The sequence below is a fragment of the Streptomyces sp. NPDC006544 genome (assembly GCF_040611715.1).
Classification (GTDB): Bacteria; Actinomycetota; Actinomycetes; order Streptomycetales; family Streptomycetaceae; genus Streptomyces.
Map to the genome: position 1 here is coordinate 1 of NZ_JBEXOV010000055.1, position 19798 is coordinate 19798.

At 68.3% G+C, this 19798-nt stretch carries 30 protein-coding genes; 28 read left to right on the top strand and 2 right to left on the bottom strand.

Annotated features, from left to right (window positions below; translation table 11 throughout):
* Positions 1–186: 186 nt before the first annotated feature.
* The 19 genes from ABZY44_RS23720 (at position 187) to ABZY44_RS23810 (ending at position 9647) form a co-directional block, all read left to right on the top strand.
* Entirely contained in the window at positions 187–438 is a 252-nt protein-coding gene (locus ABZY44_RS23720; RefSeq protein ID WP_356656968.1) for a helix-turn-helix domain-containing protein, read from the top strand.
* Complete coding sequence (locus ABZY44_RS23725) at positions 435–944, top strand: hypothetical protein (protein ID WP_356656970.1); 510 nt, start codon at positions 435–437, stop codon at positions 942–944. The genes ABZY44_RS23720 and ABZY44_RS23725 overlap by 4 nt, the downstream gene beginning before the upstream one ends.
* Entirely contained in the window at positions 944–1126 is a 183-nt protein-coding gene (locus tag ABZY44_RS23730) for a hypothetical protein (RefSeq protein WP_356656972.1), read from the top strand. The genes ABZY44_RS23725 and ABZY44_RS23730 overlap by 1 nt, the downstream gene beginning before the upstream one ends.
* On the top strand, positions 1126–1284 hold the full coding sequence (locus ABZY44_RS23735) for a hypothetical protein (RefSeq protein WP_356656974.1): 159 nt from the start codon (positions 1126–1128) through the stop codon (positions 1282–1284). The genes ABZY44_RS23730 and ABZY44_RS23735 overlap by 1 nt, the downstream gene beginning before the upstream one ends.
* A gap of 38 nt (positions 1285–1322) precedes the next feature.
* Positions 1323–1727 (top strand): hypothetical protein, encoded by a 405-nt coding sequence (locus ABZY44_RS23740; protein ID WP_356656976.1) that lies wholly within the window; start codon positions 1323–1325, stop codon positions 1725–1727.
* A gap of 33 nt (positions 1728–1760) precedes the next feature.
* Positions 1761–2000, top strand: a complete 240-nt coding sequence (locus tag ABZY44_RS23745; RefSeq protein WP_356656978.1) for a hypothetical protein — start codon at positions 1761–1763, stop codon at positions 1998–2000.
* Positions 2001–2018: 18 nt separating this feature from the next.
* The gene (locus ABZY44_RS23750) at positions 2019–2195 is read left to right on the top strand and encodes a hypothetical protein (RefSeq protein ID WP_356656979.1); all 177 of its coding nucleotides are present in this window, start codon (positions 2019–2021) and stop codon (positions 2193–2195) included.
* Positions 2196–2215: 20 nt separating this feature from the next.
* Positions 2216–2440, top strand: coding sequence for a hypothetical protein (locus ABZY44_RS23755; RefSeq protein ID WP_356656981.1), 225 nt, complete (start codon positions 2216–2218; stop codon positions 2438–2440).
* Between the two features lie 24 nt (positions 2441–2464).
* Positions 2465–3565: a hypothetical protein gene (locus ABZY44_RS23760; protein WP_356656983.1), complete on the top strand. Its 1101-nt coding sequence runs from the start codon at positions 2465–2467 to the stop codon at positions 3563–3565.
* A 183-nt stretch (positions 3566–3748) separates the two neighbouring features.
* Positions 3749–3934 (top strand): hypothetical protein, encoded by a 186-nt coding sequence (locus tag ABZY44_RS23765; protein WP_356656985.1) that lies wholly within the window; start codon positions 3749–3751, stop codon positions 3932–3934.
* Between the two features lie 435 nt (positions 3935–4369).
* A complete protein-coding gene (locus ABZY44_RS23770) occupies positions 4370–5131 on the top strand; it encodes a hypothetical protein (protein ID WP_356656987.1) in 762 nt (253 codons plus the stop codon).
* A gap of 2 nt (positions 5132–5133) precedes the next feature.
* Complete coding sequence (locus ABZY44_RS23775) at positions 5134–5502, top strand: hypothetical protein (protein WP_356656989.1); 369 nt, start codon at positions 5134–5136, stop codon at positions 5500–5502.
* Positions 5503–5569: 67 nt separating this feature from the next.
* Entirely contained in the window at positions 5570–8131 is a 2562-nt protein-coding gene (locus tag ABZY44_RS23780) for a hypothetical protein (RefSeq protein ID WP_356656991.1), read from the top strand.
* Positions 8128–8355, top strand: a complete 228-nt coding sequence (locus ABZY44_RS23785) for a hypothetical protein (protein WP_356656993.1) — start codon at positions 8128–8130, stop codon at positions 8353–8355. The genes ABZY44_RS23780 and ABZY44_RS23785 overlap by 4 nt, the downstream gene beginning before the upstream one ends.
* A gap of 8 nt (positions 8356–8363) precedes the next feature.
* Positions 8364–8804, top strand: a complete 441-nt coding sequence (locus ABZY44_RS23790; protein ID WP_356656995.1) for a hypothetical protein — start codon at positions 8364–8366, stop codon at positions 8802–8804.
* 100 nt (positions 8805–8904) lie between these two features.
* Positions 8905–9072, top strand: coding sequence for a hypothetical protein (locus ABZY44_RS23795; protein WP_356656997.1), 168 nt, complete (start codon positions 8905–8907; stop codon positions 9070–9072).
* A gap of 68 nt (positions 9073–9140) precedes the next feature.
* Positions 9141–9299 carry a hypothetical protein gene (locus tag ABZY44_RS23800; RefSeq protein WP_356656999.1) on the top strand — a complete coding sequence of 53 codons (159 nt, stop codon included), beginning with the start codon at positions 9141–9143 and terminating at the stop codon, positions 9297–9299.
* A gap of 13 nt (positions 9300–9312) precedes the next feature.
* A complete protein-coding gene (locus ABZY44_RS23805) occupies positions 9313–9438 on the top strand; it encodes a hypothetical protein (RefSeq protein ID WP_356657001.1) in 126 nt (41 codons plus the stop codon).
* 62 nt (positions 9439–9500) lie between these two features.
* A complete protein-coding gene (locus ABZY44_RS23810; protein WP_356657003.1) occupies positions 9501–9647 on the top strand; it encodes a hypothetical protein in 147 nt (48 codons plus the stop codon).
* Between the two features lie 32 nt (positions 9648–9679).
* Here ABZY44_RS23810 and ABZY44_RS23815 read toward each other — a convergent pair whose 3' ends face one another.
* The gene (locus tag ABZY44_RS23815) at positions 9680–9883 is read right to left on the bottom strand and encodes a hypothetical protein (RefSeq protein WP_356657005.1); all 204 of its coding nucleotides are present in this window, start codon (positions 9881–9883) and stop codon (positions 9680–9682) included.
* Between the two features lie 253 nt (positions 9884–10136).
* Here ABZY44_RS23815 and ABZY44_RS23820 point away from each other — a divergent pair, with 253 nt between their 5' ends.
* From ABZY44_RS23820 to ABZY44_RS23830, 3 genes are read left to right on the top strand one after another with little or no spacing between them, the layout of a single operon-like run.
* Entirely contained in the window at positions 10137–10382 is a 246-nt protein-coding gene (locus ABZY44_RS23820) for a hypothetical protein (protein WP_356657006.1), read from the top strand.
* Between the two features lie 13 nt (positions 10383–10395).
* On the top strand, positions 10396–10632 hold the full coding sequence (locus ABZY44_RS23825) for a hypothetical protein (protein ID WP_356657008.1): 237 nt from the start codon (positions 10396–10398) through the stop codon (positions 10630–10632).
* 19 nt (positions 10633–10651) lie between these two features.
* The gene (locus tag ABZY44_RS23830) at positions 10652–13294 is read left to right on the top strand and encodes an SGNH/GDSL hydrolase family protein (protein WP_356657010.1); all 2643 of its coding nucleotides are present in this window, start codon (positions 10652–10654) and stop codon (positions 13292–13294) included.
* On the opposite strand, the gene ABZY44_RS23835 is transcribed toward ABZY44_RS23830, so the two are convergent.
* A complete protein-coding gene (locus ABZY44_RS23835; RefSeq protein WP_356657012.1) occupies positions 13291–13500 on the bottom strand; it encodes a hypothetical protein in 210 nt (69 codons plus the stop codon). The genes ABZY44_RS23830 and ABZY44_RS23835 overlap by 4 nt on opposite strands.
* Positions 13501–13907: 407 nt before the next feature.
* Here ABZY44_RS23835 and ABZY44_RS23840 point away from each other — a divergent pair, with 407 nt between their 5' ends.
* The 6 genes from ABZY44_RS23840 (at position 13908) to ABZY44_RS23865 (ending at position 19765) form a co-directional block, all read left to right on the top strand.
* Positions 13908–14165, top strand: a complete 258-nt coding sequence (locus tag ABZY44_RS23840; RefSeq protein ID WP_356657014.1) for a hypothetical protein — start codon at positions 13908–13910, stop codon at positions 14163–14165.
* Positions 14162–14314, top strand: coding sequence for a hypothetical protein (locus ABZY44_RS23845; protein ID WP_356657016.1), 153 nt, complete (start codon positions 14162–14164; stop codon positions 14312–14314). Before ABZY44_RS23840 ends, ABZY44_RS23845 begins: the two co-directional genes overlap by 4 nt.
* A 331-nt stretch (positions 14315–14645) precedes the next feature.
* A complete protein-coding gene (locus ABZY44_RS23850) occupies positions 14646–15173 on the top strand; it encodes an HNH endonuclease signature motif containing protein (RefSeq protein ID WP_356657018.1) in 528 nt (175 codons plus the stop codon).
* Between the two features lie 504 nt (positions 15174–15677).
* On the top strand, positions 15678–17309 hold the full coding sequence (locus tag ABZY44_RS23855; protein WP_356657020.1) for a hypothetical protein: 1632 nt from the start codon (positions 15678–15680) through the stop codon (positions 17307–17309).
* Positions 17310–17324: 15 nt separating this feature from the next.
* A complete protein-coding gene (locus ABZY44_RS23860; protein WP_356657022.1) occupies positions 17325–18701 on the top strand; it encodes a phage portal protein in 1377 nt (458 codons plus the stop codon).
* Entirely contained in the window at positions 18701–19765 is a 1065-nt protein-coding gene (locus ABZY44_RS23865; protein ID WP_356657024.1) for a hypothetical protein, read from the top strand. The genes ABZY44_RS23860 and ABZY44_RS23865 overlap by 1 nt, the downstream gene beginning before the upstream one ends.
* The last annotated feature ends 33 nt before the right edge of the window (positions 19766–19798 follow it).

The window sequence follows — 19798 nt, forward strand, 5'->3', positions numbered from 1 at the left end:
GCTTCCTGGGCCCCTGCGGCCTCCGGTCTTCCCTGACATCGAAGTCCACTGCAACTCCCTACGGACGGGTGTTGCAACGACCTCTTGAACTGAAGTACAAAGGCGGGGGCTTTTTGATGGCCGAATCCCGTCTCTACTCGTACAGATGACTAGGCAAGTACAGATAAGTCTGCTTCTATGGATGACATGAGCCCCCAGCCCACTGGAGGTCCCCAGGACCCCATGCCCGCCCCCGACTTCCTCACCTCCGCACAGGTAGCGGAACGCCTCAAGGTCAGCCGCAGCACCGTCCTCCGCCTCGCCACGGCCGGCCGCTTCCCCGGATCCATTCAGGTTGGCATCGGAACGATCCGCCGCCGCGGGCTTCGCATCCCGGAGACCGCCGTCACCGCATACCTCGCCGCCTCCGCTCTCCCGCTGAACGAGGAGTCCCGATGACCACGACCACCACCGCCCCCAACCCGGTCCGGCGCCTGGCGCTCCTCGAGCTCAAGTACGGCTTCGGCCAGCTGATCCCGTCCATGCGAGACCTGGTCGAGACCGCCGCGACCATCGCGGACGGCACGGCCTTCGCGGCCGAGGCCGCCGTCAACGACCGCATCCTGCGCCTGTTCCTCGGCCGGGCCGCCAGTCAGCTCATCGACCCGCTTCAGCAGGCAGCCACCAAGGCCGAGCGTGAGCGGGACGGAATCCTCTACCAGGCGCCCAGCCAGGAGCAGCACGACGCGCTCGACGCTGCAGACCGCGCCCTGTTCGACGCCCGGTCCCGCGTCTACGTCGCCCGGCAGCAGGTTGACAAGCTGGTCGAGGACGCCATCGACGACCTCGACGGGCTGCTCGCCGGCATCACGATCGGCGACCTGGCCGGCCTGCTCCGCCTCGTCGCCGCCGACCTGGCCGCGCACGCTGCCGCCTCCCACGTCCGCCGCCCGGCGATGACGTGATGGCCTCCCTTACCCCGGGCCAGCAGAGCGACGTGAGCCGCGCCCGGCAGGCTCTCACCGCGTCACACCAGATGAGCATCGGCGCCGCCACCGACCGCGACCTGTGCCACAACATCGGCCGGCTGGAGATCGCCCTCGACCAGGCCCTCCGCGTGATCGACGAGCTGACGGAGGGGTCGTGATGGCCGAGCAGCAGCATTCCATCGTCGACACCCCGGCCACGCCGCAGCAGTGCGCCGCTGATTACCGGCCGCCGGCCCAGGCCACGCAGGCCGCAGCCGACGCCCGGAATGCGACCGCCGCCCTCGGTACCGGCCAGCAGCACACCCACCGCAACTAGACCCATCCCACCCCGGCACGACCAACCGGAGGACAGTCATGCCCGAAACCAGCTACATGTCGGCGGCTCCCCAGATGAAGACGCTCGACTGGTTCGGTCTCAGCGGACCCCTCGTCCCCGGCGAGGCCGTCGCGCAGCACCTGTTCGCAACGGCCGAGCTCATGCGTCGCGACGGCTGGAACCCCCAGCTGTACGGCCTCGGCTCCGACCGACAGATCCGGGACGCGCTCCGTCACACCGCAATGGACGGGCGAGGCGACGCCGACACCAGCCACATCGCCCGCCAGGTGATGGAGGCCGCCCTCCGCACCGCGACCGGGGCCCCCTACGTCGACTACGAGGTCTGGGCCGAAAAGCCCCAGCGGACCCTCGACGAGATCCTCCACCTGCTGAAGGCCAGCGCATTCCTCGCCCGCCAGTGCGGGCCCCGCCCGACCGTCTGAACCCCTCCCGCCCGACCACCGAGGAGCACCGTCATGCCCGAGACCGACACCGCCGAGCGCACTCGCGTACTGGAGTGGGTCGCCGCTTACGCCCACATCAAGGACTACATGGAGCAGTCCGGCCCGCTCACGGCGGACCAGCAGCAGTCGTTCGCCAACGCTGTGGCCGCACAGAAGCGCGAAGGCATCAGCGACGCGGAGATCGCCGCTTTCCGCCGCCAGTACAAGGACAACCTCGACGCCCTCGCCGCCCGCCAGATCCACCCCGCCTGACCACCGAGGAGTACAGCCATGCCCTTCATCCTGGGCGACCGCGTCGAGGTGACCAGCCCGCAGGAAGGCTTCGAGCACCGCCAGGGCGACACCGGCACCGTCTGCCGCCTCGCCCGCGGCTTCGTCTACATCGAGGACGAGGACGGCCTCTCAAGCGCCCACTACCCGCACGAACTCGTCATCCGCCCCGCCTGACCACCGGAAGGACCACCGTCATGCCCGAAACCGTCACCAGCCTCGCCGCCCGTCGCAAGCAGGAGAACCTCGCCTGGCGGGACATCGCCGGCGTCGCCGAGTACCTGACCGCCCACCTCAACGGCGACAACGTGGCGAAGGCCGCTGTCCTCGCCGACGCCACCGAGCTCGCCAAGCACGGGGAGACCAGCCTCAAGGACGAACTCGACGCCCTCCGCACCCGCCGGTACGCCGACGCCGCCTGACCGACCTCAAGGCGAGGAGGAATCATGAACTTCAAGACCGTTCGCACCACCGTTGGCCGCCTTAGCATGTTCGCCGTCATCGAGAAGCTGCTCACGCTGGCCGCCCTCGTTCTGGTGGCCCTCACGGTCGGCGGCCAGCTGGGCCAGAGGCTGGGCCTGGAAGGCGACGCAGCCACGATCATCGGCTGGTCGATCGCCCTCGTGTACGACGCGCTGTGGATCGGCGCCCTGCAGAAGTCCGAGGTCGCGATCCGGCAGCGTTCCCGGATGGGCATGGCCGTGATGTTCGGCTTCACGGCAGCAGCCGTCGGATTCTCCACGTTCATCCTATGGAAGCTCGGCCACGCCCAGCTCTTCGCTGGCGTACCGGCCGCGGCCGCCCTCTTCATGGGACTCCGGCTCTTCACCGACAACATGTTGGCGGACCCTACGACCGCGGCCCGGATTGCCGAGCGGTCTGCCGAGGACCGCAACATGCGAGCCCTCGCCGCAGCCGACGCCCGGCACTTGCGGTCGGAAGCCCGCACCGAAGTCCTAACCGAGACTGCCGGGCACCTCGCCGCGCTGGACCGCCAAATCGCCCGCGCTGAAGTCCTGACCGCCGGCGAGAAGGAGATCAGCAAGGCCCGCGCGAAGGCTGAGGAGATCCTCGCCAAGGCCGACAGGAAGCACGGTGAGAAGGCCGCCGCGTTCATGTCCCGGGAGCTCCTGGCGGTTGGGCCGCGCCCCGTGGCCACGCCCGCTGGCCACGCCCCGCTCGAGCAGGGTGGCCACACGGTGGCCACGCAGGTCATCCCGGAAATCGAAGCCGTGGCCATCCCGCCCGCGGACTGTGACGAAACGGACAGCGAGGACGGGGTAGAGCAGACCCTCGTCGAGGGCGCCATGACCCTGGAGGAACTCGCCGTAGCAGGCGGCCTCGAGGTTCCCGAGCCGGGTGTGACCCTCACCGACGAGCAGCTCGAAGTAGTCGTGCGCTGGCTCCGGTACGCGATGAAACCGCCCCGCTCCTACCGCCAGGCGTATGCCGCGTTCAAGGAGGCCGGGTTCCAGGCCCGTGAGAACCGCGTCCGCCGGACCTGGGGCGAGATCGAGACCCGCGAAGCCGAAGCCGTACCCGTCTAACCCCGCGCCCGGCACAGCCGGCAGGGCCCAGCGGCATCAGCCTCTGGACCTTGCCGAGACTGCCGGAAGCAGTCGGAACCACAAACCCACAGGCCAGCCGAGGAGTGACCCGGGGAGCGGACCGTTCGCAGACCCGGCAAGCAGACCCGGCAAGCCCTTCCCTCCAGTCGAAGGGATGACGACATGAGCTCGAACTACTGGACCAAAGAGATCAAGCGTGCAGACGCCGCGTCCCCCAAGACCGGGGCGACCCGCCGCATGGACCGCCTCCGCAGCACTCTGCAGCAGGTAGATCCGGTGATCGCGAACCGGGCCTGGCAGGAAGCCGCGGACGCCCTCCAGCGCATCACCGAACGCTACACACGGTAATCATTCACTCGTTCATTCACCCGGGTAGAGATGAACCGGCGGATCTGCTACGCGCGCACGTGCGCGCACAGTCAGCCGTTCACCCCTCCCCGTCGCAGAACGTGAGGGGAAGCGATGGAAGTACTGATCGCCGCTTGCCTCCTGGCGTGGGCCGCAGGAGCACAGAGCGAGCAAGCGAAGCTGGGCGTCAGCCCAGCCGAGCGAGATCTGAGGCGGGAGCGGGTCCGCCACGAGCGGGCCGTCCGCAGGATCGCCGAGAAGCACGGCACGGCCACCTCCGACCACGTGGACGATTCGCCAGAGGGTGAGCCGACGGTGACAACCAGTCCGGTCACGCTGCCTGAGGCGTTCCGGGCCGGCTACCGAGGCCACGCCGTCGTTGCCCGCGTCGCAACCCCTCTGGGTCGACACGCGGGGAACCTGACGGCTCGGGGCGTGCACTGGGCAAGGGACACCGGCCGGTCTGCGGTCCGGGAATACCGCAAGAGCCGCAAGGCCGCCGGACTGCCCGATCCGGCCCCGATCATCGCCCCGCCGGTCATGCCGTCCATGCCCACGGAACCGCCCACGGTGGGCGTTCCCGGCGGAGTGGCCCTGGTCAAGCCCGAAGCCCCGACCGCACCGGCGCGTCCGGCCCCCGCCCGTTTCGTCGAGGCCCCTGCGCCGGAGACCGTGCCCGCACCCGTACCGGGGCCCCGGGAGCCGGAAGCTCCCGCCGCACCCGCCAAAGCCCCCGAGCCCATAGCCCTAGCCCAGCCCCACGAGAACGGAGTCGGCCGCATGGCTGCAGACATCAGCTACGAGTCGGTACTGGACGAGAGCGCCGAGCTCTCCGCCATGTGCGAGGACGACCTCCTAGCCTACGACCGGATCAGGGACCGCTGTGAGCGGGAGATCGGGCGAGCCGACGAGCTCGTCGCGCAACTGCGGAGCCCCGGAATGCAGGCGTGGATCAGCCGATGTGCCGAGCAGTACCGGGTGATCCTCGCCCAGCTCGATGACCTGAAGTCCAACACGATCGCCCAGAGCGAGGCCGTGACGAAAGCCAAGGCCTGCCTTGAGTCCGGCCAGGGCTTCTACGCCGGCATCGCCGCCGACATGGAGACGGTCGAGGACCGCGAGTTCTACACCTCCGACCAGGTCGACGGCGAAGACGTCGGCGCCGAGTCCGAGATCTACGAGACCCAGGGAGCCTGACTATGAGTGCCACCTACGCCGGCGTTCTTGCCCGAGCCGCCGCTTACGGAGTCCGCGCAGCCCGAACCCGCGAAGCCGTCAGCCGGCTGCAGACCCGCTTCAGCGACCGGGCCGACTCCGCCCGCTACCTCTCCGAGGGCATGACCCTCCTTGTGGTCGACGCGCCGACCACGACCGCCTACATGGAGGTCGCGACCCTCTCCACCGCCATGGCCGACAACGTGGGCGGGATCGTCTCAGCCGCCGACGCCCTGTCCGTTGCAGCCCAGGGCCTCGACGACGAGACCCGCGGCCAGCACAGCCGCATGGCCGACGGCAACCGCAGCCACGACGTGGAGATGGCCGAACCGGTCTTCATCCAGCGGCGCTGACCCCACACCACGAGGGCGGGCCACGGCCATGGCCCGCCCTCCACCACCGCAGACCCGGAGAGACCCGATGGCAACCGCGACCGTACCCAAAGCCACCACCGAAGAAGCCCCCGCCAAGGAGCCCACCCGGCTCCGCGCCGCCTTCGACACCCCCGGCCTGTACGCCGGAGCAGCCCTCGGGGCCGCGTCCGCGCTGCTGGCCGGCGACCCGCTCCTCTGTTCCACTCTCGGCGCCGCAGGCGTTACCGCGGGCTGGGCTCTTCTCGGCATGAACCCCGGCCCCTGGCGCTGGCTACCCGGCCAGGGTGAGCCGTGGGAGTGGATGTGCCGCTCCAGCCGCCGCGGCTACCGGCGCACCGTGCGCCGCATGCGCCGCCGCCTCGCCAAGGACCACACACAAGCCCCAACCACAGGCATGAACGGACTCCTCGTTCCGGTGCTCGGCATCGCCGGTGGCTGGTACGGCCACGCCCAACGCCCCACCCTGGTCCGCGAGGCGACTGCCGGAGCCCGCCGGGCCCGCTGCGAACTCCTGCGAGCCGCCTGGATCAAGGTGCTGCCCAGCTGGCAAAACGGCTGGTGGCGGCGCTACTCGGCCACCGAGATGGCCCTGCGCGCTGGACCACTCACCGCCGTCCCCATCACCGGCCACCTCAACATGCCCTGGTGGGCACACCTCCTCATCGGCTCCATCGCCGCGACCTGGGGAAAGTGGGTTTGGTGCAAGCCCGCCCCGGCCCCGGCCCCCACAGAGCAGCAGCTCGCCGGCGAAGACTGGTACCTCGCCCGCTGGGCAGAGTGGATCGCCTGCGACCAAGGGCCGCTGTCCGGATCCAAGCTGGTCAGCGTCGAACTGGACGCGGACCGACTTACCGCCGTCGTCGTCTCTACCACCGCCAGGCCCGCCGCCGGGCTCGACCAGGACTCCGTGTCGATCGCGTTCGACGTACCCCCGCGCGCCGTCAACATCCACCGACCCGACGACATGGCCGCCTCCCGCGCCAAGCTCACCGTCCGGCTTCGAGCCGTGACCTCCGGGCTCGACGAGAACGACCTTCCCGCGGTGTGGCAGGAGTTCAGCCCCTACCCCCACAGCGAGCTGTACGACGCCGAGAAGACCCAGTTCGGCCGCAAATTCAAGATCCTCCTTCCTCGGCGGGGCACCGACGTCGGGCAGGTCACTGCCCGCGCCATCGCCCAAGCCCTCGACATGAAAGCCCTCGACACCCCAGGCGTCGCCGCCGAAGAACGACTGCACCTGCGTGTCATTGACGCCCGCCGCATCGAGGTCAACGACATGGCGATCAACCCGCTCGCCGGCGGCGTGAAGCTCGACCTGGACGCTCTGATCATGGACGACCAGGGCTACATCACCATCGGCCGCGACCTCTACGACAACCCTGCCAGGTGGAGGCTCCTCAAGTTCGACGCCAAGCGCCGCGGCCTGTCCGGCAGGCCCTCTGCCTCCGCCAACCACTCCTTCGGATCCGGGACCACCGGCGCTGGAAAGACCAGCCTCGAGGAAGACCTGCAGATCGCCCAGCGAGCCAACGGATTCGTCTCCTGGCTCGCTGACGGCAAGGGTGGCGCCGGATACGCCCCGTGGATGAACGACATCGACTGGATCCTCAAGAGCCCCTACGGAGCGATGGTCATGGCGCAAGCCGGCACCGCCGTCTCCGAGTTCCGCTACGCCGAGCAGATGAAGATGCAATGGCTTGACGAGGAGGGCTACACCGAGAACGGGCGGTCCTTCTTCGTGCCGTTCGAGCCGTTCGCCCCGATGTCGCTGACGTGGGACGAGTTCAACGAAATGATCCTCAAGGATCCGCAGGCCGACCACGTCAAGCCGCTGCTTGGCGGCGTGTCCAGCATCGGCCGCCTCTCTCGCGCGGCAGGCGTGTCGGCCCGCATCTGGCTGCAGATCCCCAACCTCGACGCCATCGGATCGAACGCCTCCGCGAACGCTGTCCGCGACATGCTCCAGTCCGGGAACATCGCCCTCTTCCGTACCGCCCGCGCCGATGTCGACGCCATGTCCCTGGGCTCCCGCAAACCGCAGTTCAAGCTCGCCCCGCTGCCCGAACGCTTTCCGGACGGCTCCGAAACCGGAGGCCTGTTCTACATGGCCGACGGCACAGCCCAGTACACACAGTCCCGGGTCGCCTTCCACAGCAACCCCGCCCGCCTCAGCCGGCAGTACCCGCTGACCTCCCTGACCGACCGCGAGGCGGAGACCGCCGGCCCCGCCTACCTCCGCCGCGCCGAATACCGGCACCTCGACGCCGACGGCGAAGACGCCTTCCTCCGTGAACTCGCCAAGGAAGAGCAGGCCAAGAAGCCCAAGAACACCACCGTCATCGACACCCGGACCGCACCCGCCGTCGACGACGACGACCTCGACGACCTCGTCCCGCCCACCCGATCGCAGCTCGTCTGGGAAGCCGTCGACAGCGGCGCCCGCCGCAACAAGGCCATCGCCGACGTCACCGGCCTCAAGCCCACCAACGTCGCCAACGCCACTGCGCGACTGGAACGCCTCGACAAGCTCCGCAAGATCGAACGCGACTGGCACACCGCCGAACTGCTCGACACCGAAACCCTCACCCCGTCAGGAGCCCAGTCATGACCATCACCCTCTCCGGCCTCTTCCTGCTCGCCGCCATCGGCCTCGGCGTCTGGTTCAAGAAGGACGCCTCATTCCGCAAGCGCGAGTTCTTCGCCGTCTCCGTGTTCTGGATCCTCGTCGTCGCCACCCCTTGGGGGGCCGAGGGCGTCGCCAAGGTCCAGGAGATCATCGGTACCGGCGTGCAGACCGCCAGTCAGACGGTCAACTCCGTCTCCAGCAAGTAGGGCCGGCCATGACCACTGACGCCGAACGCCTCATCGACGCCGTCAACGAGGCCCTGCAGCCCGCCACCGCCTACCGGGACCCCAGTCCGCTTCCCGCCACCGGCAGCGCACCGCCTGTAGCCCAGCCAGGGCGGCCGCCCATGTCCCAGAAGGCGACCGACGTCAGCGCACTCATGCTTGCCGCCGGCGCCGCCTCGCTACCGATCGGCGGCGCGACGTCGCTCGTCCTGTACACGCTCGGCCACGTTGACCCGGTCGCCCTCGCCATCGGAGCAGCCGGCCCCGTCGCCCTAGTCCTCGCCGTCGGATCCCTTGTCCGGGCAGCCAGCCGCGGGCTGCAGGGCATCAAGGTGGAGCACAACCACTACAGCGGGCCCGTTCATCAGGAACGCCGCACCGCCATCACAGAAACCCGCGGCCTGTTCGCCAAGACGGTCAACAAGCAGTGACGCAGGCCACCACTCATGCGCACAGCGCAGTGCACAACAAGACGTCGCTACACACGACAGTCATCTCAACGCCCCGAACGCCAACCGAAAGGGAACTCGAATGAGCAGCAAAGCAGTCAGCAAGGAGTACAAGCACAACGGCGGTACCGCACGCCTCGAGCAGGACCGGTCCGGCAACGTCCACCTCGTCTGCACCGGCTGCGGAATCAAGCGCCCCCAGCCGGGCATGGCGCCCGGCCTGAGTGAACTCGTCAAGCACGCCGCCTGACCTACAGCTCGCCCCGTCATTCCACCCCAGTCCAGCCAGCCGTAGCACCCGACCAACGGGGAGACGCCATGTCCGCCAAGAAGAACACCACCAGCCAGACCACGCAGAGCACCACGTCCAGCCCTGCACCGAAGAAGGACAGCAGCGAGAGCCGGCCCACCGTCTTCGAGAACGGCGCCGGCCGCACCATCACCATCGGCGGCCAGATCCGCGGCCGCATCCACTGAAAGGAGACGAGCGATGAGCGAAACGACCTCGCAGGAACAGATGGAAGCACTCCGCAAGGCGATGGAAGCCCAAGAGGCATCCGAGAGGGCCCTATCCGAAACGCTGCACCGACTCTCGCAGCAGCCCGAGAACCAGTAAGCCCACGCACGCCAGCAAGCCCCAACACCCGCACTGAACCGACACAGACGAAGGAGACCCTGATGAGCAACCAGGAGCAGATCGACCGCGAGGCAGCACTCCAGGCGAAGATGTTCGCCGAAATGGCCGCCCAGCGGGCAGCCGACCTCCAGCGCGCCCGGGACCAGGCTGACGCGGTCCTGGCAGCCACGGACCCGCAGCGCCGGTAACCGACAGGACCACCCACTGAATTCCGAGTGACCTACAGCTCGACCGCCAGGCCCTCGCCACCCGCGGGGGCCTTCGGCGTGGGTACGGCTCGCGCGACCCAACGGTGGCCGCCGACCTGCGCCGGTGGCAACGTCACCGTGACCTCGACACCGAACTGCCGCAACAGGGCAAGCAGCGCCAGGGCCTCCGCGCACTCCTGCGCCGAATCAGCCGCGACACCGAAAGAGACCCCCATGCGGGCATCATGCCGGGCACAGGGGTCTCGGCGGTTGTGGACGTCACAAGTTCGCCTTCACGGGGCCTGCCGAGTTTCTACATTCTGTCCGCGGAGGCGCATGGGATTCCATCGAGGCGTGATTGCGCGCATGTGGCGCGTTCTTGACGCCAAGATCCGCCATATGTCACAGTGCCCTCAGCGAGATACTCGTGTGTCCGCATCCTCTAAGCCCCCAGCCTCGCCGGGGGCTTTTCGCGTTCCTGGGGGTGGCGTGGAGCTTCACGAGATCTATCCCGACGACCTCGTCTTCGAGAACGAAGCGACCAAAGCGACCGGCGTCCCGGGAACGGTCATCCGCCAGTGGGCACGCCGCGGGAAGATCCGACGATTCAAGGGCCGGCCCGGCGAGTACTCAGGCAACGGGCGCGAACATAAGACCATGTACGCACTCCCGGAGATTGAGGAACAGGCCGCCAGCTACCGGCCGATGCCGCAGCGGAACCCCAAAGCCGCCTGACGAGGAGGTGCTCGTGGCTCTCGTCGACATGCTGGTCGCGAACGAAGTCCTACCTGAGCTGCAGGCGATGCTGCCCGCGCTTCGTGCTCGGGAGCGGGCGCATCGGCCGGCCCTCGACTATTCGGGCGGCACCGTCGTCACCCTCGAGATCGAGGGCGCACCGGAAGGCGCGGTCCGGATCGAGCCCGTGTTCCAGCGGACCGGCGACCGAGTCTCCGTGCAGCAGATGAACTGGCAGTACTCGGCCTGACCAGCAAGGAGGTGCCTTTATGAGCTTCCCTGTCGGCACTCCTACGGTCACGCTGGTTGGCAAGATCCCCTCCGCGGTTGCGGGCACCGCCTATGCGGGCAAGCTCGTGGCGAAGCCCTCCGCGTACCTTATCGATTCGAGTCGGCACGCGGTCTACCCCGGCGGCGGCAGCGTCACCTTCGCCGGCGACGGGACATTCTCCGTTGTCCTCCTCCCCAGTGACACGGTCGGCGTGCAGCCCGAGGGCTGGAAGTGGTTCTTCGACCTCCAGCCGACCGGCGGCAAGCGCGTCCAGTTCTTCGCCGAGGTCAATGGCACCGGAACCGTCCACTTCGACGACCTGGTGCCGATTCCCGCTCCCGGAGGGGGCCCGAGCAACGGCGCCGGTACGGGAGCCGTGTCTTCCGTCAACGGGCAGACCGGCGCTGTCGTCCTGGACGCCGAAGACGTTGATGCCGACCCCGAGGGCACCGCAGCGGCGGTTGTGGCGGCGCATGCTGTCGCGACGGACCCACATGGCGACCGGGCCGCAGCAGCCGCAGCGCTCGCCTCCCACGAAGCCGACACGACATCCGTGCACGGCATCACCAACACCGCGGCCCTAGAGACCCAGACCGGCGCGCAGGCCAAAGCCGACGCGGCTCAGGCTGCAGCCGCCTCGACTGCCGCTGCGGACGCCACCTCCAAGGTCGCGACCCACGAGGCCGACACCACCGCAGTCCACGGGATCGCGAATACCGCCCTCCTCGAGACCGCGGCCGGCGCCCAGTCGAAGGCGGACGCTGCACAGGCTGCGGCGATCTCCACCGCCGCCACCGACGCCACCTCGAAGGTCACGACGCATGCTGGCGCGGCCGACCCGCACGGAGACCGAGCCGACGCCGCCAGCAAGTACCTGGCGAAGACGGCCAACCTGTCCGACGTCAACAACGCGGCCACAGCGCGGACCAGCCTCGGCCTCGGCGGAGCAGCCGTACTCTCCGTGGGAACCGCAACCGGCACGGTCGCGGCCGGCGACGACATTCGCTTCACCGCCATCGGGAACGCCGCCTCGCCCTTCCCCGGCGACGTACCGGGATTCCGCACCAACGAGGTCCGGATCACCGACGGTGCAGTGCAGGACCTGGCCAGCGCCGCCGCCTGGACGATCGCCGCGACCAGCGTCGGAACGCAGCTCAAGTGCTCGATCCCGGCCGAGGTTGGCGATCGAATCAGGGTCGACGTCGGAATGCTGTACTCCGGCACGCGCTACCTCGACGCGGTCCTGCTGGACTCAGCCGGCGCGATCAACCTGTACGCAGGCACGCAAACCGGCAGCCCGCTCACCGAGGGCAACCCCGAGTTCTACCCCAGCACCAGCTTCGGCAAGGCCAGCTCCGGCATCCTCTTCACCGTCGCCGCCGGCCACCTGTCCGGCGGCCAAGCAACCGTGGCCCTCGCCAACCAGGGCACTGGCGCCGGCCGCATCTACGCCTTCTCCGGCTACCCGTTCCGGCTCACCCTGACCAACATCGGGCCCGCGCCCGCGCCAAACGGGATCAGCGTCGCCCAGACCAGCACGCCAACGTCGGGCTACATCAAGTACGCGCCCGCAGGCGTGACCCTGTCAGGCAGCGACGTGACCGGCCCGTTCAGCTACCTAGGCGCTGGCGGATTCCAGATCGGCACCGGCACCCCGGACTCGACCTACGTCCTCCCGACCACCCGCTACCCCAACACGCGCGGCACACTGAGCAGCAGTCAGTCGATCTACAGCATCGAGTTCGGCACGGATGCCACCGCCTTCCAGCTGCGATTCAACTGGCAGACCGGCGGCAGCTACCGGCTCTGGGTTGACGGACGCCGCATGACCGACCTCATGCAGTCCCTGGGCGGCACCACGCTCGGCAGCACGCACCTGATGACCATTAACCTAGGTGTCGCGCAGCCGAGGGTGATCAGGTTCGACTTCGCCGTCGCCCCCTTCGGCGGCGTCTATCTACCGCCTGGTGCGACCATGTGGAAGCCCCCAGCGCCCGCCAGTCGGATCATGGTGCTTGGTGACAGCATCCCCGGCGGCAGCAGCCTGAACACGGGCGGCGGCGCCGGAACCTGGCTCCCCCGAGCTGCCAGGCTCCTCGGCTACAGCGATATCTGGAACGAAGCCCTCGGCGGCACCGGGTACATCACGCCTAGCACCACCGCGACCCTCGGCACCCGCGCACCGATCGACGTCATCCCGAACAATCCCGACGTACTGATCATCTCGGCGGGCTACAACGACAACGGCGGTAGCCAGCCGTCGATCTCGTCGGCCGCAGCCAGCCTGTACAGCGCCATCAAGGCAGGCCTGCCCAGCGCGAAGATCTACGTCATCGGATGCTGGTCACCCAGCGGCTCCCCAGCCGCGTCGATCACCAACACCGACAACACCCTCAAGGCCGCGGCTGCGGCGGCCGCGCTGCCGTTCATCTCGCCACTCACCGGCGGGATCTACGACAGCACCGGCACACTGATCGCCACACACGGACCGTGGATCACAGGGACCGGACGAGTCGGAGCCACCACCGGCAGCGGCAACGCTGACATCTACATCGGCACCGACGCGACCCATCCGACAGACGCAGGCCACACGTACCTGGCCAGTCGAGTCGTCGCGGCGATACGGGAGCTGGCGGCCTAGTCCTTGGTGCGGTTCCGCCAGGGTCGGTCTTCCTGTCGTTCGGAGTCTCGCCGGACGCGCCCAGTGGCCACCCCTACGCACAAGAGGATCAACCCGCCAAGGATCATCGGGACCAGGAGGAACCCAAGCAGTGCCCCGATGATCAGTAGCGCGATCCCCGCCGCCGCCAGACCCTTGGCCCAGTCCGGCTTCTGCTGCTCGCTCATGCCCACCCCTTAGCTCAGGCGCCACAGGCTAGACCCACGGAGGCGAGCGCGATGGCCAGACGGACAGGATGGCGGGTGTGCAGTAAGCCCGGGTGCCCAGAGTGGACCGACCAGGCTGGCCGCTGCGCCGACCACCGACAGCAAGCCGAGGCCAAGCGCGGCAGCGCGAGGCAGCGAGGGTACGGGCGCGAACACGAACAGACATTCAGGCCCGGCGTGCTGTCGCGAGACCGAACCTGCGTGCTGTGCCGACAGGCGCCTGCTGTTCACGCCGACCACCATCCGCTCAGCCGGCGTGAGCTCGTCGAGCAGGGCCTCGACCCCAACGATCCGAAGCACGGGCGCGGTCTGTGCCAGCCGTGCCACAGCAGCGAGACAGCACAGCACCAGCCGGGAGGGTGGCACGCGTGAACGGCTATCCGCATCGGCTGCTCGTCAAGCTGGCAGGCGCCAACGACGCATACGACCCTGCGACAGGCGAGCGGGTCGAGAGCTTCTACGAGGTGAACCAAGAGCAGGCTGCCGCCTACCTGCCGCACCAATGCGACGAGTGGATCATCGGGCATGGCGCCACGGCGGACGTCATCGCAGAGCTACGGAAGTTGTGCAGCGAAGTGGACGCGGCCATCTCCTACCTAGGCCAGCAGACCAAGGAGCCGACGTGACGGCCGACGAAGCCATCGGTCACGCGGCCCGGCTGCTGGCCCAGGCCGAGCTGGAGCTCACCAATCTGCCTCTCATGGAGCGGCTGGACGACCTGGCCGCCTCGTGGCTGTCCATCGCAGCGATCATGACGGAGCGGGAGCGGGTCTGATCATGTCACCTTGAGTGACCGCCGGCCGTGATCACCCTGGGGGGAGACCCCCTTGATCACGCCGGCCAGGACCGCCGGGGAGGGCGCGAACCAGTGCGGCAGGTTCAGAAGTCCTGAAAATGATCAACGCATCCTGTCTACGCTACGGAATGTGACTGCTATGCCTACGGCCAAGGGCCGCCAATGTCAGGGTTGTCCGGCCACAATCGAACCGGGGCCCCGCGAACGAAACCCGAAGAAGTGGTGCAGTGACGCCTGCAGGGTCTGGGTCCACCTTCACCCGGGGCAGATACGACCGACGCAGAGGTCCTGCGTGGGTTGTTCAGGAGGCATGGCCGGCAAGCCCATGCAGGCGAAGTACTGCTCAACGCGCTGTCGGGAGATCGCTTCGGGAGTGAGGCGAGCGGAGGCATTGCCAGAGAAGATCTGCGAGCTTGCGGACTGCGGAGTCGTGTTCCAACCTCGCCGCGCCATGCAGCGCTGCTGTTCTGAGAAGCACGGAAAAGCACTCTGGAACCGGCAGTCGCGAGCTGACGGCCGGCAGAAGCCGCCGCCGTGGAGCGATGCTCGACGAGATCGCTATCACCGGCGGCGGGCTCAGAAGCGGGCCGCCTCGACTGGCGAACCGGTGCTGCTGGCGGCCATCGCCGAGCGCGATGCCTGGCAGTGCAGTCTCTGCACGCACCCCATAGACCCCGCGGTGGCGTGGCCAGACTCGCTGAGTCCAAGCCTGGATCACCGCGTGCCGCTCTCGAAAGGCGGCGCGCATGACCCGTCGAACGTCTTCCTTGCCCATCTCGGCTGCAACAGCTCGAAGGGCGATCGGCTGATGGACGACGGACCCCTCTTGACCGGCTGAGCGCAACGCCCGGCCGCGCAGGCGCCGCAACGGCGCGACCGGAGGAGATGTAAATGCCGAAAGGTGGAGCGCGATCGCGTTCAGGACCGGCCCCCGATCCGACTGCCCTACGGCGCGAGAGGGACGCCGGCGAGTGGACGATCCTGCCAGCGGAAGGTCGTGAAGGTGCGGCCCCCGATTGGCCACTGACCGGGCCCAACGACCGCGAGGCCGAGCTCTGGGCAGCCCTGTGGCGTAAGCCGCAGGCCCTGATGTGGGAACGCTTTGGCCAGGAGGTCGAAGTCGCCCTGTACGCGCGCCGCCTGGCTGAGGCGGAGGAGCCGAAAAGCTTCGTGAACCTCTCGACGCTGGTCCGGCAGATGTCGGACTCGCTGGGTCTGACGACACCAGGGATGCGAGCCAACCGGTGGCGCATCGATCGGAGCGAGAGTGACGAATCTGGCCCGGCCAAGCCTGTACCGGCCGTGACGAACTCGGCCCGGGCCAGGCTGAGGGCGGTGCCGGGTGGTAGCGGCTGATGACGGGTCCTGGACGCTGGACTTCCCAACGCTGTTCATCGTCCCGGACTGGATTGCCCAGCACTGTCGCATCCGGTCGGTCGGCGGAGTGGACAACAGCCCGAAGCCGTTCGAGATGTATGACTGGCAGCTCCGGGCGACCGCGAACTTCTACCGGGTCCGGCCGACCGCGCAGCTCGGCCAGCTGTCGACAGCCTTCCACTACCGGCGGGCCCAGGTCGTGGCCCCCCAGAAGTCGGGCAAGGGGCCGTGGACAGCCGGTCTCGTGGCCGCCGAGGCTGTCGGGCCCGTTCTCTTCGCCGGCTGGGCTCAAGGCGGCGAGCGATACGACTGCCGCCATCACGGCTGCGGCTGCGGCTGGATCTACGAGTACGAGCCGGGCGAGCCCATGGGGCGCCCCTGGAACCAACCGTTGATTCAGATCACGGCGACGTCTGAGGATCAGACTGACAACGTCTACCGTCCCCTCCAGGCTATGGTGCGGGACGGCTACTTGGCCGAGCAGATGAAGGTCGGAGAGCAGTTCATCCGCTTGCCGAACGACGGCCGTATCGACGTGGTGACGTCATCTGCGCAGTCCCGACTGGGCAACCCCGTGACCTTCGTGCCTCAGGACGAGACGGGCATCTGGACTGTCGGGAACCGGATGAACAGCGTGGCAACGACGCAACGTCGCGGCCTGGGCGGCATGCAGGGTCGGTCGCTGGAGACCACGAACGGTTGGGACCCAAGCGAGAACTCGGTGGCTCAGAAGACCGCCGAGTCCAAACGGGAGGACATTTACCGCTATCACCGCCTGCCACCAGGCGGCCTGTCGTACACGAACAAGGCGGAGCGCCGGAGGATCCACGCGTTCGTCTATGCGGGCAGCCGTCACATCGACCTCGACGCCATCGAGGGTGAGGCGGCCGAACTCCTGGAGAAGGAGCCGGCCGAGGCGGAGCGCTTCTACGGCAACAGGATCGTCGCCGGCATGGGGTCCTGGCTCACCCAGGACCGCTGGGATGCTCTGGCGGTGGCGGCCGAGGCGCCGCAGCCCAAGACTCAGATCGTCCTGGGGTTCGATGGCAGTGACGTCGATGACTGGACCGCGATTCGCGCCGAGACCCTCGACGGCTACCAGTGGACGCCGGCCTATGGGCCGGATGATCGTCCGACGATCTGGGATCCGGCGGACTGGGGTGGCCAGGTACCTCGGCTTGAGGTCGGCGCCGCGGTGGATGAGCTGATGACCAAGTACGACGTGATCCGCATGTACGCCGACCCTCCCTATTGGGAGACGGAGGTCGACGGGTGGGCTGCGAAGTATGGGGAAAAGCGCATCGTCCGCTGGTACACGAACCGCGTGGTGCAGATGCACGCGGCCTGCGAGCGCCTGGTCACGGACGTGACGAAAGCGAGCGGCGGCTTTAGTCACGACGGCTGCGAGTTCGCCTCAATCCACGTCCGTAACGCACGCAAGGCGGCCCGACCGTCGGCTCGCTATGTGCTCCGCAAGGCGGCTGTGCACCAGAAGATCGACGTTGCCGTCACCAGCGTCCTCGCCCATGAAGCGGCCGGCGACGCGATTGCTGCCGGCGCTGCCAAGCCGAAACGCCGCCGCGCCCGCGGCTTCTGACCGAGAGGGGGCCAGATGCCGCAGCCCCCTGCCGTTCAGTCGCCGGAGTGGTGGCGCGACCGGCTGTACGCCGCGCTGTGCAAGCGGACGGAGCAAACGAACGTCTTCGACGACTATTACGAGTGCCAGCACCCTCTGCCCTTCCTGCACGAGAAGGCCCGGGACCCGTTTCGACGACTGCTGAAGATGTCCCGCGCGAACTACATGGAGCTCGTCGTCGACGCGCTCGTGGGGCGCCTTGAGGTCGCTGGGTTCCAGTCGGACGCTGAGGGCGGCTCGGACGATCAAGCGTGGGCACTGTGGCAGGACAACAACCTCGACGGGGGGAGCCAGCTGGGCTTCTTGGAGGCGGCGATCAGGGGCACCTCGTACCTGATGGTGGCGCCTCTGGCCGGCGGCGGGTACCGGATCACGCCGGAGCATCCGACGCAGGTCATCACGGAGGCGCCGCCCGGTTCGCCGGGGGAGCTGGCTGCCGCGCTGAAGCTGTGGATGGACGACTGGACGGGCCGGATGTGCTGCACGGTCTACCTCCCGGGCAACATCTACAAGTTCGACGCCCCGGAGCCGAAGACCGGGGGCAAGCCGGTCTGGGCTCGCCGTGAGGTCGCGGGCGAGGTGTGGGGCGGGAAGAACGTCCTGGGCGAGGTGCCGTTCGGCGAGCTCTCGAACCGTCCGCGGATGCTGAAGCCGGGTGCGAGCGAGCTCCGCTCGGTCACCGGCATCCAGGACCGCATCAACAAGACGATCGCTGACCGGATGATGACCCAGGAGTTCGCGGCCTTCCCACAGAAGTGGGTCACGGGCATGGAGATTCCGGTCGACGAGAACGGCCAGGACATCGAGCCGTTCGACGTCGCCGTCAACAAGATCCTGATCGCGGAGGAGAACGGCGCCAAGTTCGGCCAGTTTGCCGCCGCCGACCTTACGGGCTACCTCAAGGGCAAGGAAGCCGACGTCCACGACATCGCTGCCATCACCTCTACCCCGCCGCACTACCTGCTCGGCTCCATGGTCAACCTGTCCGCAGAGGCCCTGAAGGCAGCCGAGGCCGGCCTGATCCACAAGATCTACCAGCGGCGCCGGTTCCTCGAGGAGGGGCTGGAGCGGACGATGCGACTGGCGGGGATCGCGTCGTCGCAGGCTCGGATCGTCTGGAAGAGTCCCGAGTGGCGGACCGAAGGTGAGCTGGTAGACGCGTTGGTGAAGATGTCGTCGCTCGGCGTCCCGCGTGAGGTGCTGTGGGAGCGCTGGGGGGCGACGCCACAGGAGATTGAGCGCTGGCGCCTTCTCAACGAGAGCGCGCTGCAGCGGGCGATGGCCGGTGATCTGGCTGCCGAATACGGGCCGAAGCCTGGAGATGGCACCGAAACGCCTCTGGCGGATGAGTAGTGGCCGCCGAGGCAGGGGGGGTCGCGCTGGCCTACTACGTGCGTCAGCAGCGGATCGTTCGCCGGTCCGTGGAGCAGGCGCAAAGAGCCTGGCGCCGACTGGATCTCAGGAACGCGGAGGCCTCCTGGCAACTGGGGCTCTCTACAGGCCTCGTCCAGGCTTTCACGGCTGGCCAGGCGGAGGCCGCGGCCCATTCGGACGCCTACGTCGGCGCCGTCATCGCTGCGGACGGCCTGACCTCTCAACCAGAAGGCAAGCTGGCTCCGACGGCGTTCGCCGGCGTAGCTGCTGACGGGAGGCCGCTGAAATCCTTGGCCTACGAGTCCGTCCTCGAGGCGCGGTGGCTGCTCGAGGAGGTGGGGCAGGCCGAAGTCGACGCGATGATCGGCGGTCTCGAAAAGCTCCTGCGAGCCGTCTCCACTGAAGTGGCGGACGCGGGCCGTACCGCCACTGGCGCCTCGATTGCAGGGAATCGGACCATCCAGGGCTACATCCGTATCGCGACCTCGCCTTGCTGTGCCCGATGCGCGATCTTGACGGGGAAGGAGTTCGGCTGGAACGCCGGCTTTCAGCGCCACCCCCGCTGCGACTGCGTCCACATGCCTGCCACGCTGATTGCTCGCAGCAGTCTCCGGCGCGGTCACCTGCAGCGAGAAGAGATGTTCCCGACGACCAGCCGGGGCGGCCCTCGGGGCATCGTCGATGCGGACAAGTACTTCCAGTCCTTGTCGCATGCCGAGCAGAACCGGATCTTCACCAAGGCGGGCGCTCAGGCCATTCGCGACGGCGCCAGCATGTCCAGCGTGGTCAATGCCCGCCGCGGCATGTACACGGCCTCCGCCTACGGACGATCTGTGCGGGCCACCCGTGATTCGGCTACGCGCCGCGGTGTCTGGTTCCAGAATGAGCGCCGCCGAGCCATTGAGCGTGGCCTCGTGCCGTCCTCGGGCCGCGGGTTCCGTCTCACGAGCCCCCGGCTGCGGCCGGAGGAGATCTACCGACTCGCCGCAGGCGACCGCAGCCAGGCCATCGCCATGCTGCACCGCTTCGGCTACATGACCTGACCACGCGAAACGCGCCGGTCGAACCCTCCATCC

Bases quoted from the DNA above. Each gene is read 5' to 3' on its own strand.
- ABZY44_RS23795 (WP_356656997.1), top strand. From the start codon at position 8,905: ATGAGCAGCAAAGCAGTCAGCAAGGAGTACAAGCACAACGGCGGTACC.
- ABZY44_RS23735 (WP_356656974.1), top strand. From the start codon at position 1,126: ATGGCCGAGCAGCAGCATTCCATCGTCGACACCCCGGCCACGCCGCAG.
- ABZY44_RS23805 (WP_356657001.1), top strand. From the start codon at position 9,313: ATGAGCGAAACGACCTCGCAGGAACAGATGGAAGCACTCCGCAAGGCG.
- ABZY44_RS23780 (WP_356656991.1), top strand. From the start codon at position 5,570: ATGGCAACCGCGACCGTACCCAAAGCCACCACCGAAGAAGCCCCCGCC.
- ABZY44_RS23725 (WP_356656970.1), top strand. From the start codon at position 435: ATGACCACGACCACCACCGCCCCCAACCCGGTCCGGCGCCTGGCGCTC.
- ABZY44_RS23745 (WP_356656978.1), top strand. From the start codon at position 1,761: ATGCCCGAGACCGACACCGCCGAGCGCACTCGCGTACTGGAGTGGGTC.
- ABZY44_RS23720 (WP_356656968.1), top strand. From the start codon at position 187: ATGAGCCCCCAGCCCACTGGAGGTCCCCAGGACCCCATGCCCGCCCCC.
- ABZY44_RS23835 (WP_356657012.1), bottom strand. From the start codon at position 13,500: ATGAGCGAGCAGCAGAAGCCGGACTGGGCCAAGGGTCTGGCGGCGGCG.
- ABZY44_RS23760 (WP_356656983.1), top strand. From the start codon at position 2,465: ATGAACTTCAAGACCGTTCGCACCACCGTTGGCCGCCTTAGCATGTTC.
- ABZY44_RS23740 (WP_356656976.1), top strand. From the start codon at position 1,323: ATGCCCGAAACCAGCTACATGTCGGCGGCTCCCCAGATGAAGACGCTC.
- ABZY44_RS23815 (WP_356657005.1), bottom strand. From the start codon at position 9,883: ATGGGGGTCTCTTTCGGTGTCGCGGCTGATTCGGCGCAGGAGTGCGCG.
- ABZY44_RS23790 (WP_356656995.1), top strand. From the start codon at position 8,364: ATGACCACTGACGCCGAACGCCTCATCGACGCCGTCAACGAGGCCCTG.
- ABZY44_RS23775 (WP_356656989.1), top strand. From the start codon at position 5,134: ATGAGTGCCACCTACGCCGGCGTTCTTGCCCGAGCCGCCGCTTACGGA.
- ABZY44_RS23860 (WP_356657022.1), top strand. From the start codon at position 17,325: ATGCCGCAGCCCCCTGCCGTTCAGTCGCCGGAGTGGTGGCGCGACCGG.
- ABZY44_RS23810 (WP_356657003.1), top strand. From the start codon at position 9,501: ATGAGCAACCAGGAGCAGATCGACCGCGAGGCAGCACTCCAGGCGAAG.
- ABZY44_RS23755 (WP_356656981.1), top strand. From the start codon at position 2,216: ATGCCCGAAACCGTCACCAGCCTCGCCGCCCGTCGCAAGCAGGAGAAC.
- ABZY44_RS23750 (WP_356656979.1), top strand. From the start codon at position 2,019: ATGCCCTTCATCCTGGGCGACCGCGTCGAGGTGACCAGCCCGCAGGAA.
- ABZY44_RS23800 (WP_356656999.1), top strand. From the start codon at position 9,141: ATGTCCGCCAAGAAGAACACCACCAGCCAGACCACGCAGAGCACCACG.
- ABZY44_RS23785 (WP_356656993.1), top strand. From the start codon at position 8,128: ATGACCATCACCCTCTCCGGCCTCTTCCTGCTCGCCGCCATCGGCCTC.
- ABZY44_RS23765 (WP_356656985.1), top strand. From the start codon at position 3,749: ATGAGCTCGAACTACTGGACCAAAGAGATCAAGCGTGCAGACGCCGCG.
- ABZY44_RS23730 (WP_356656972.1), top strand. From the start codon at position 944: ATGGCCTCCCTTACCCCGGGCCAGCAGAGCGACGTGAGCCGCGCCCGG.
- ABZY44_RS23850 (WP_356657018.1), top strand. From the start codon at position 14,646: ATGGCCGGCAAGCCCATGCAGGCGAAGTACTGCTCAACGCGCTGTCGG.
- ABZY44_RS23830 (WP_356657010.1), top strand. From the start codon at position 10,652: ATGAGCTTCCCTGTCGGCACTCCTACGGTCACGCTGGTTGGCAAGATC.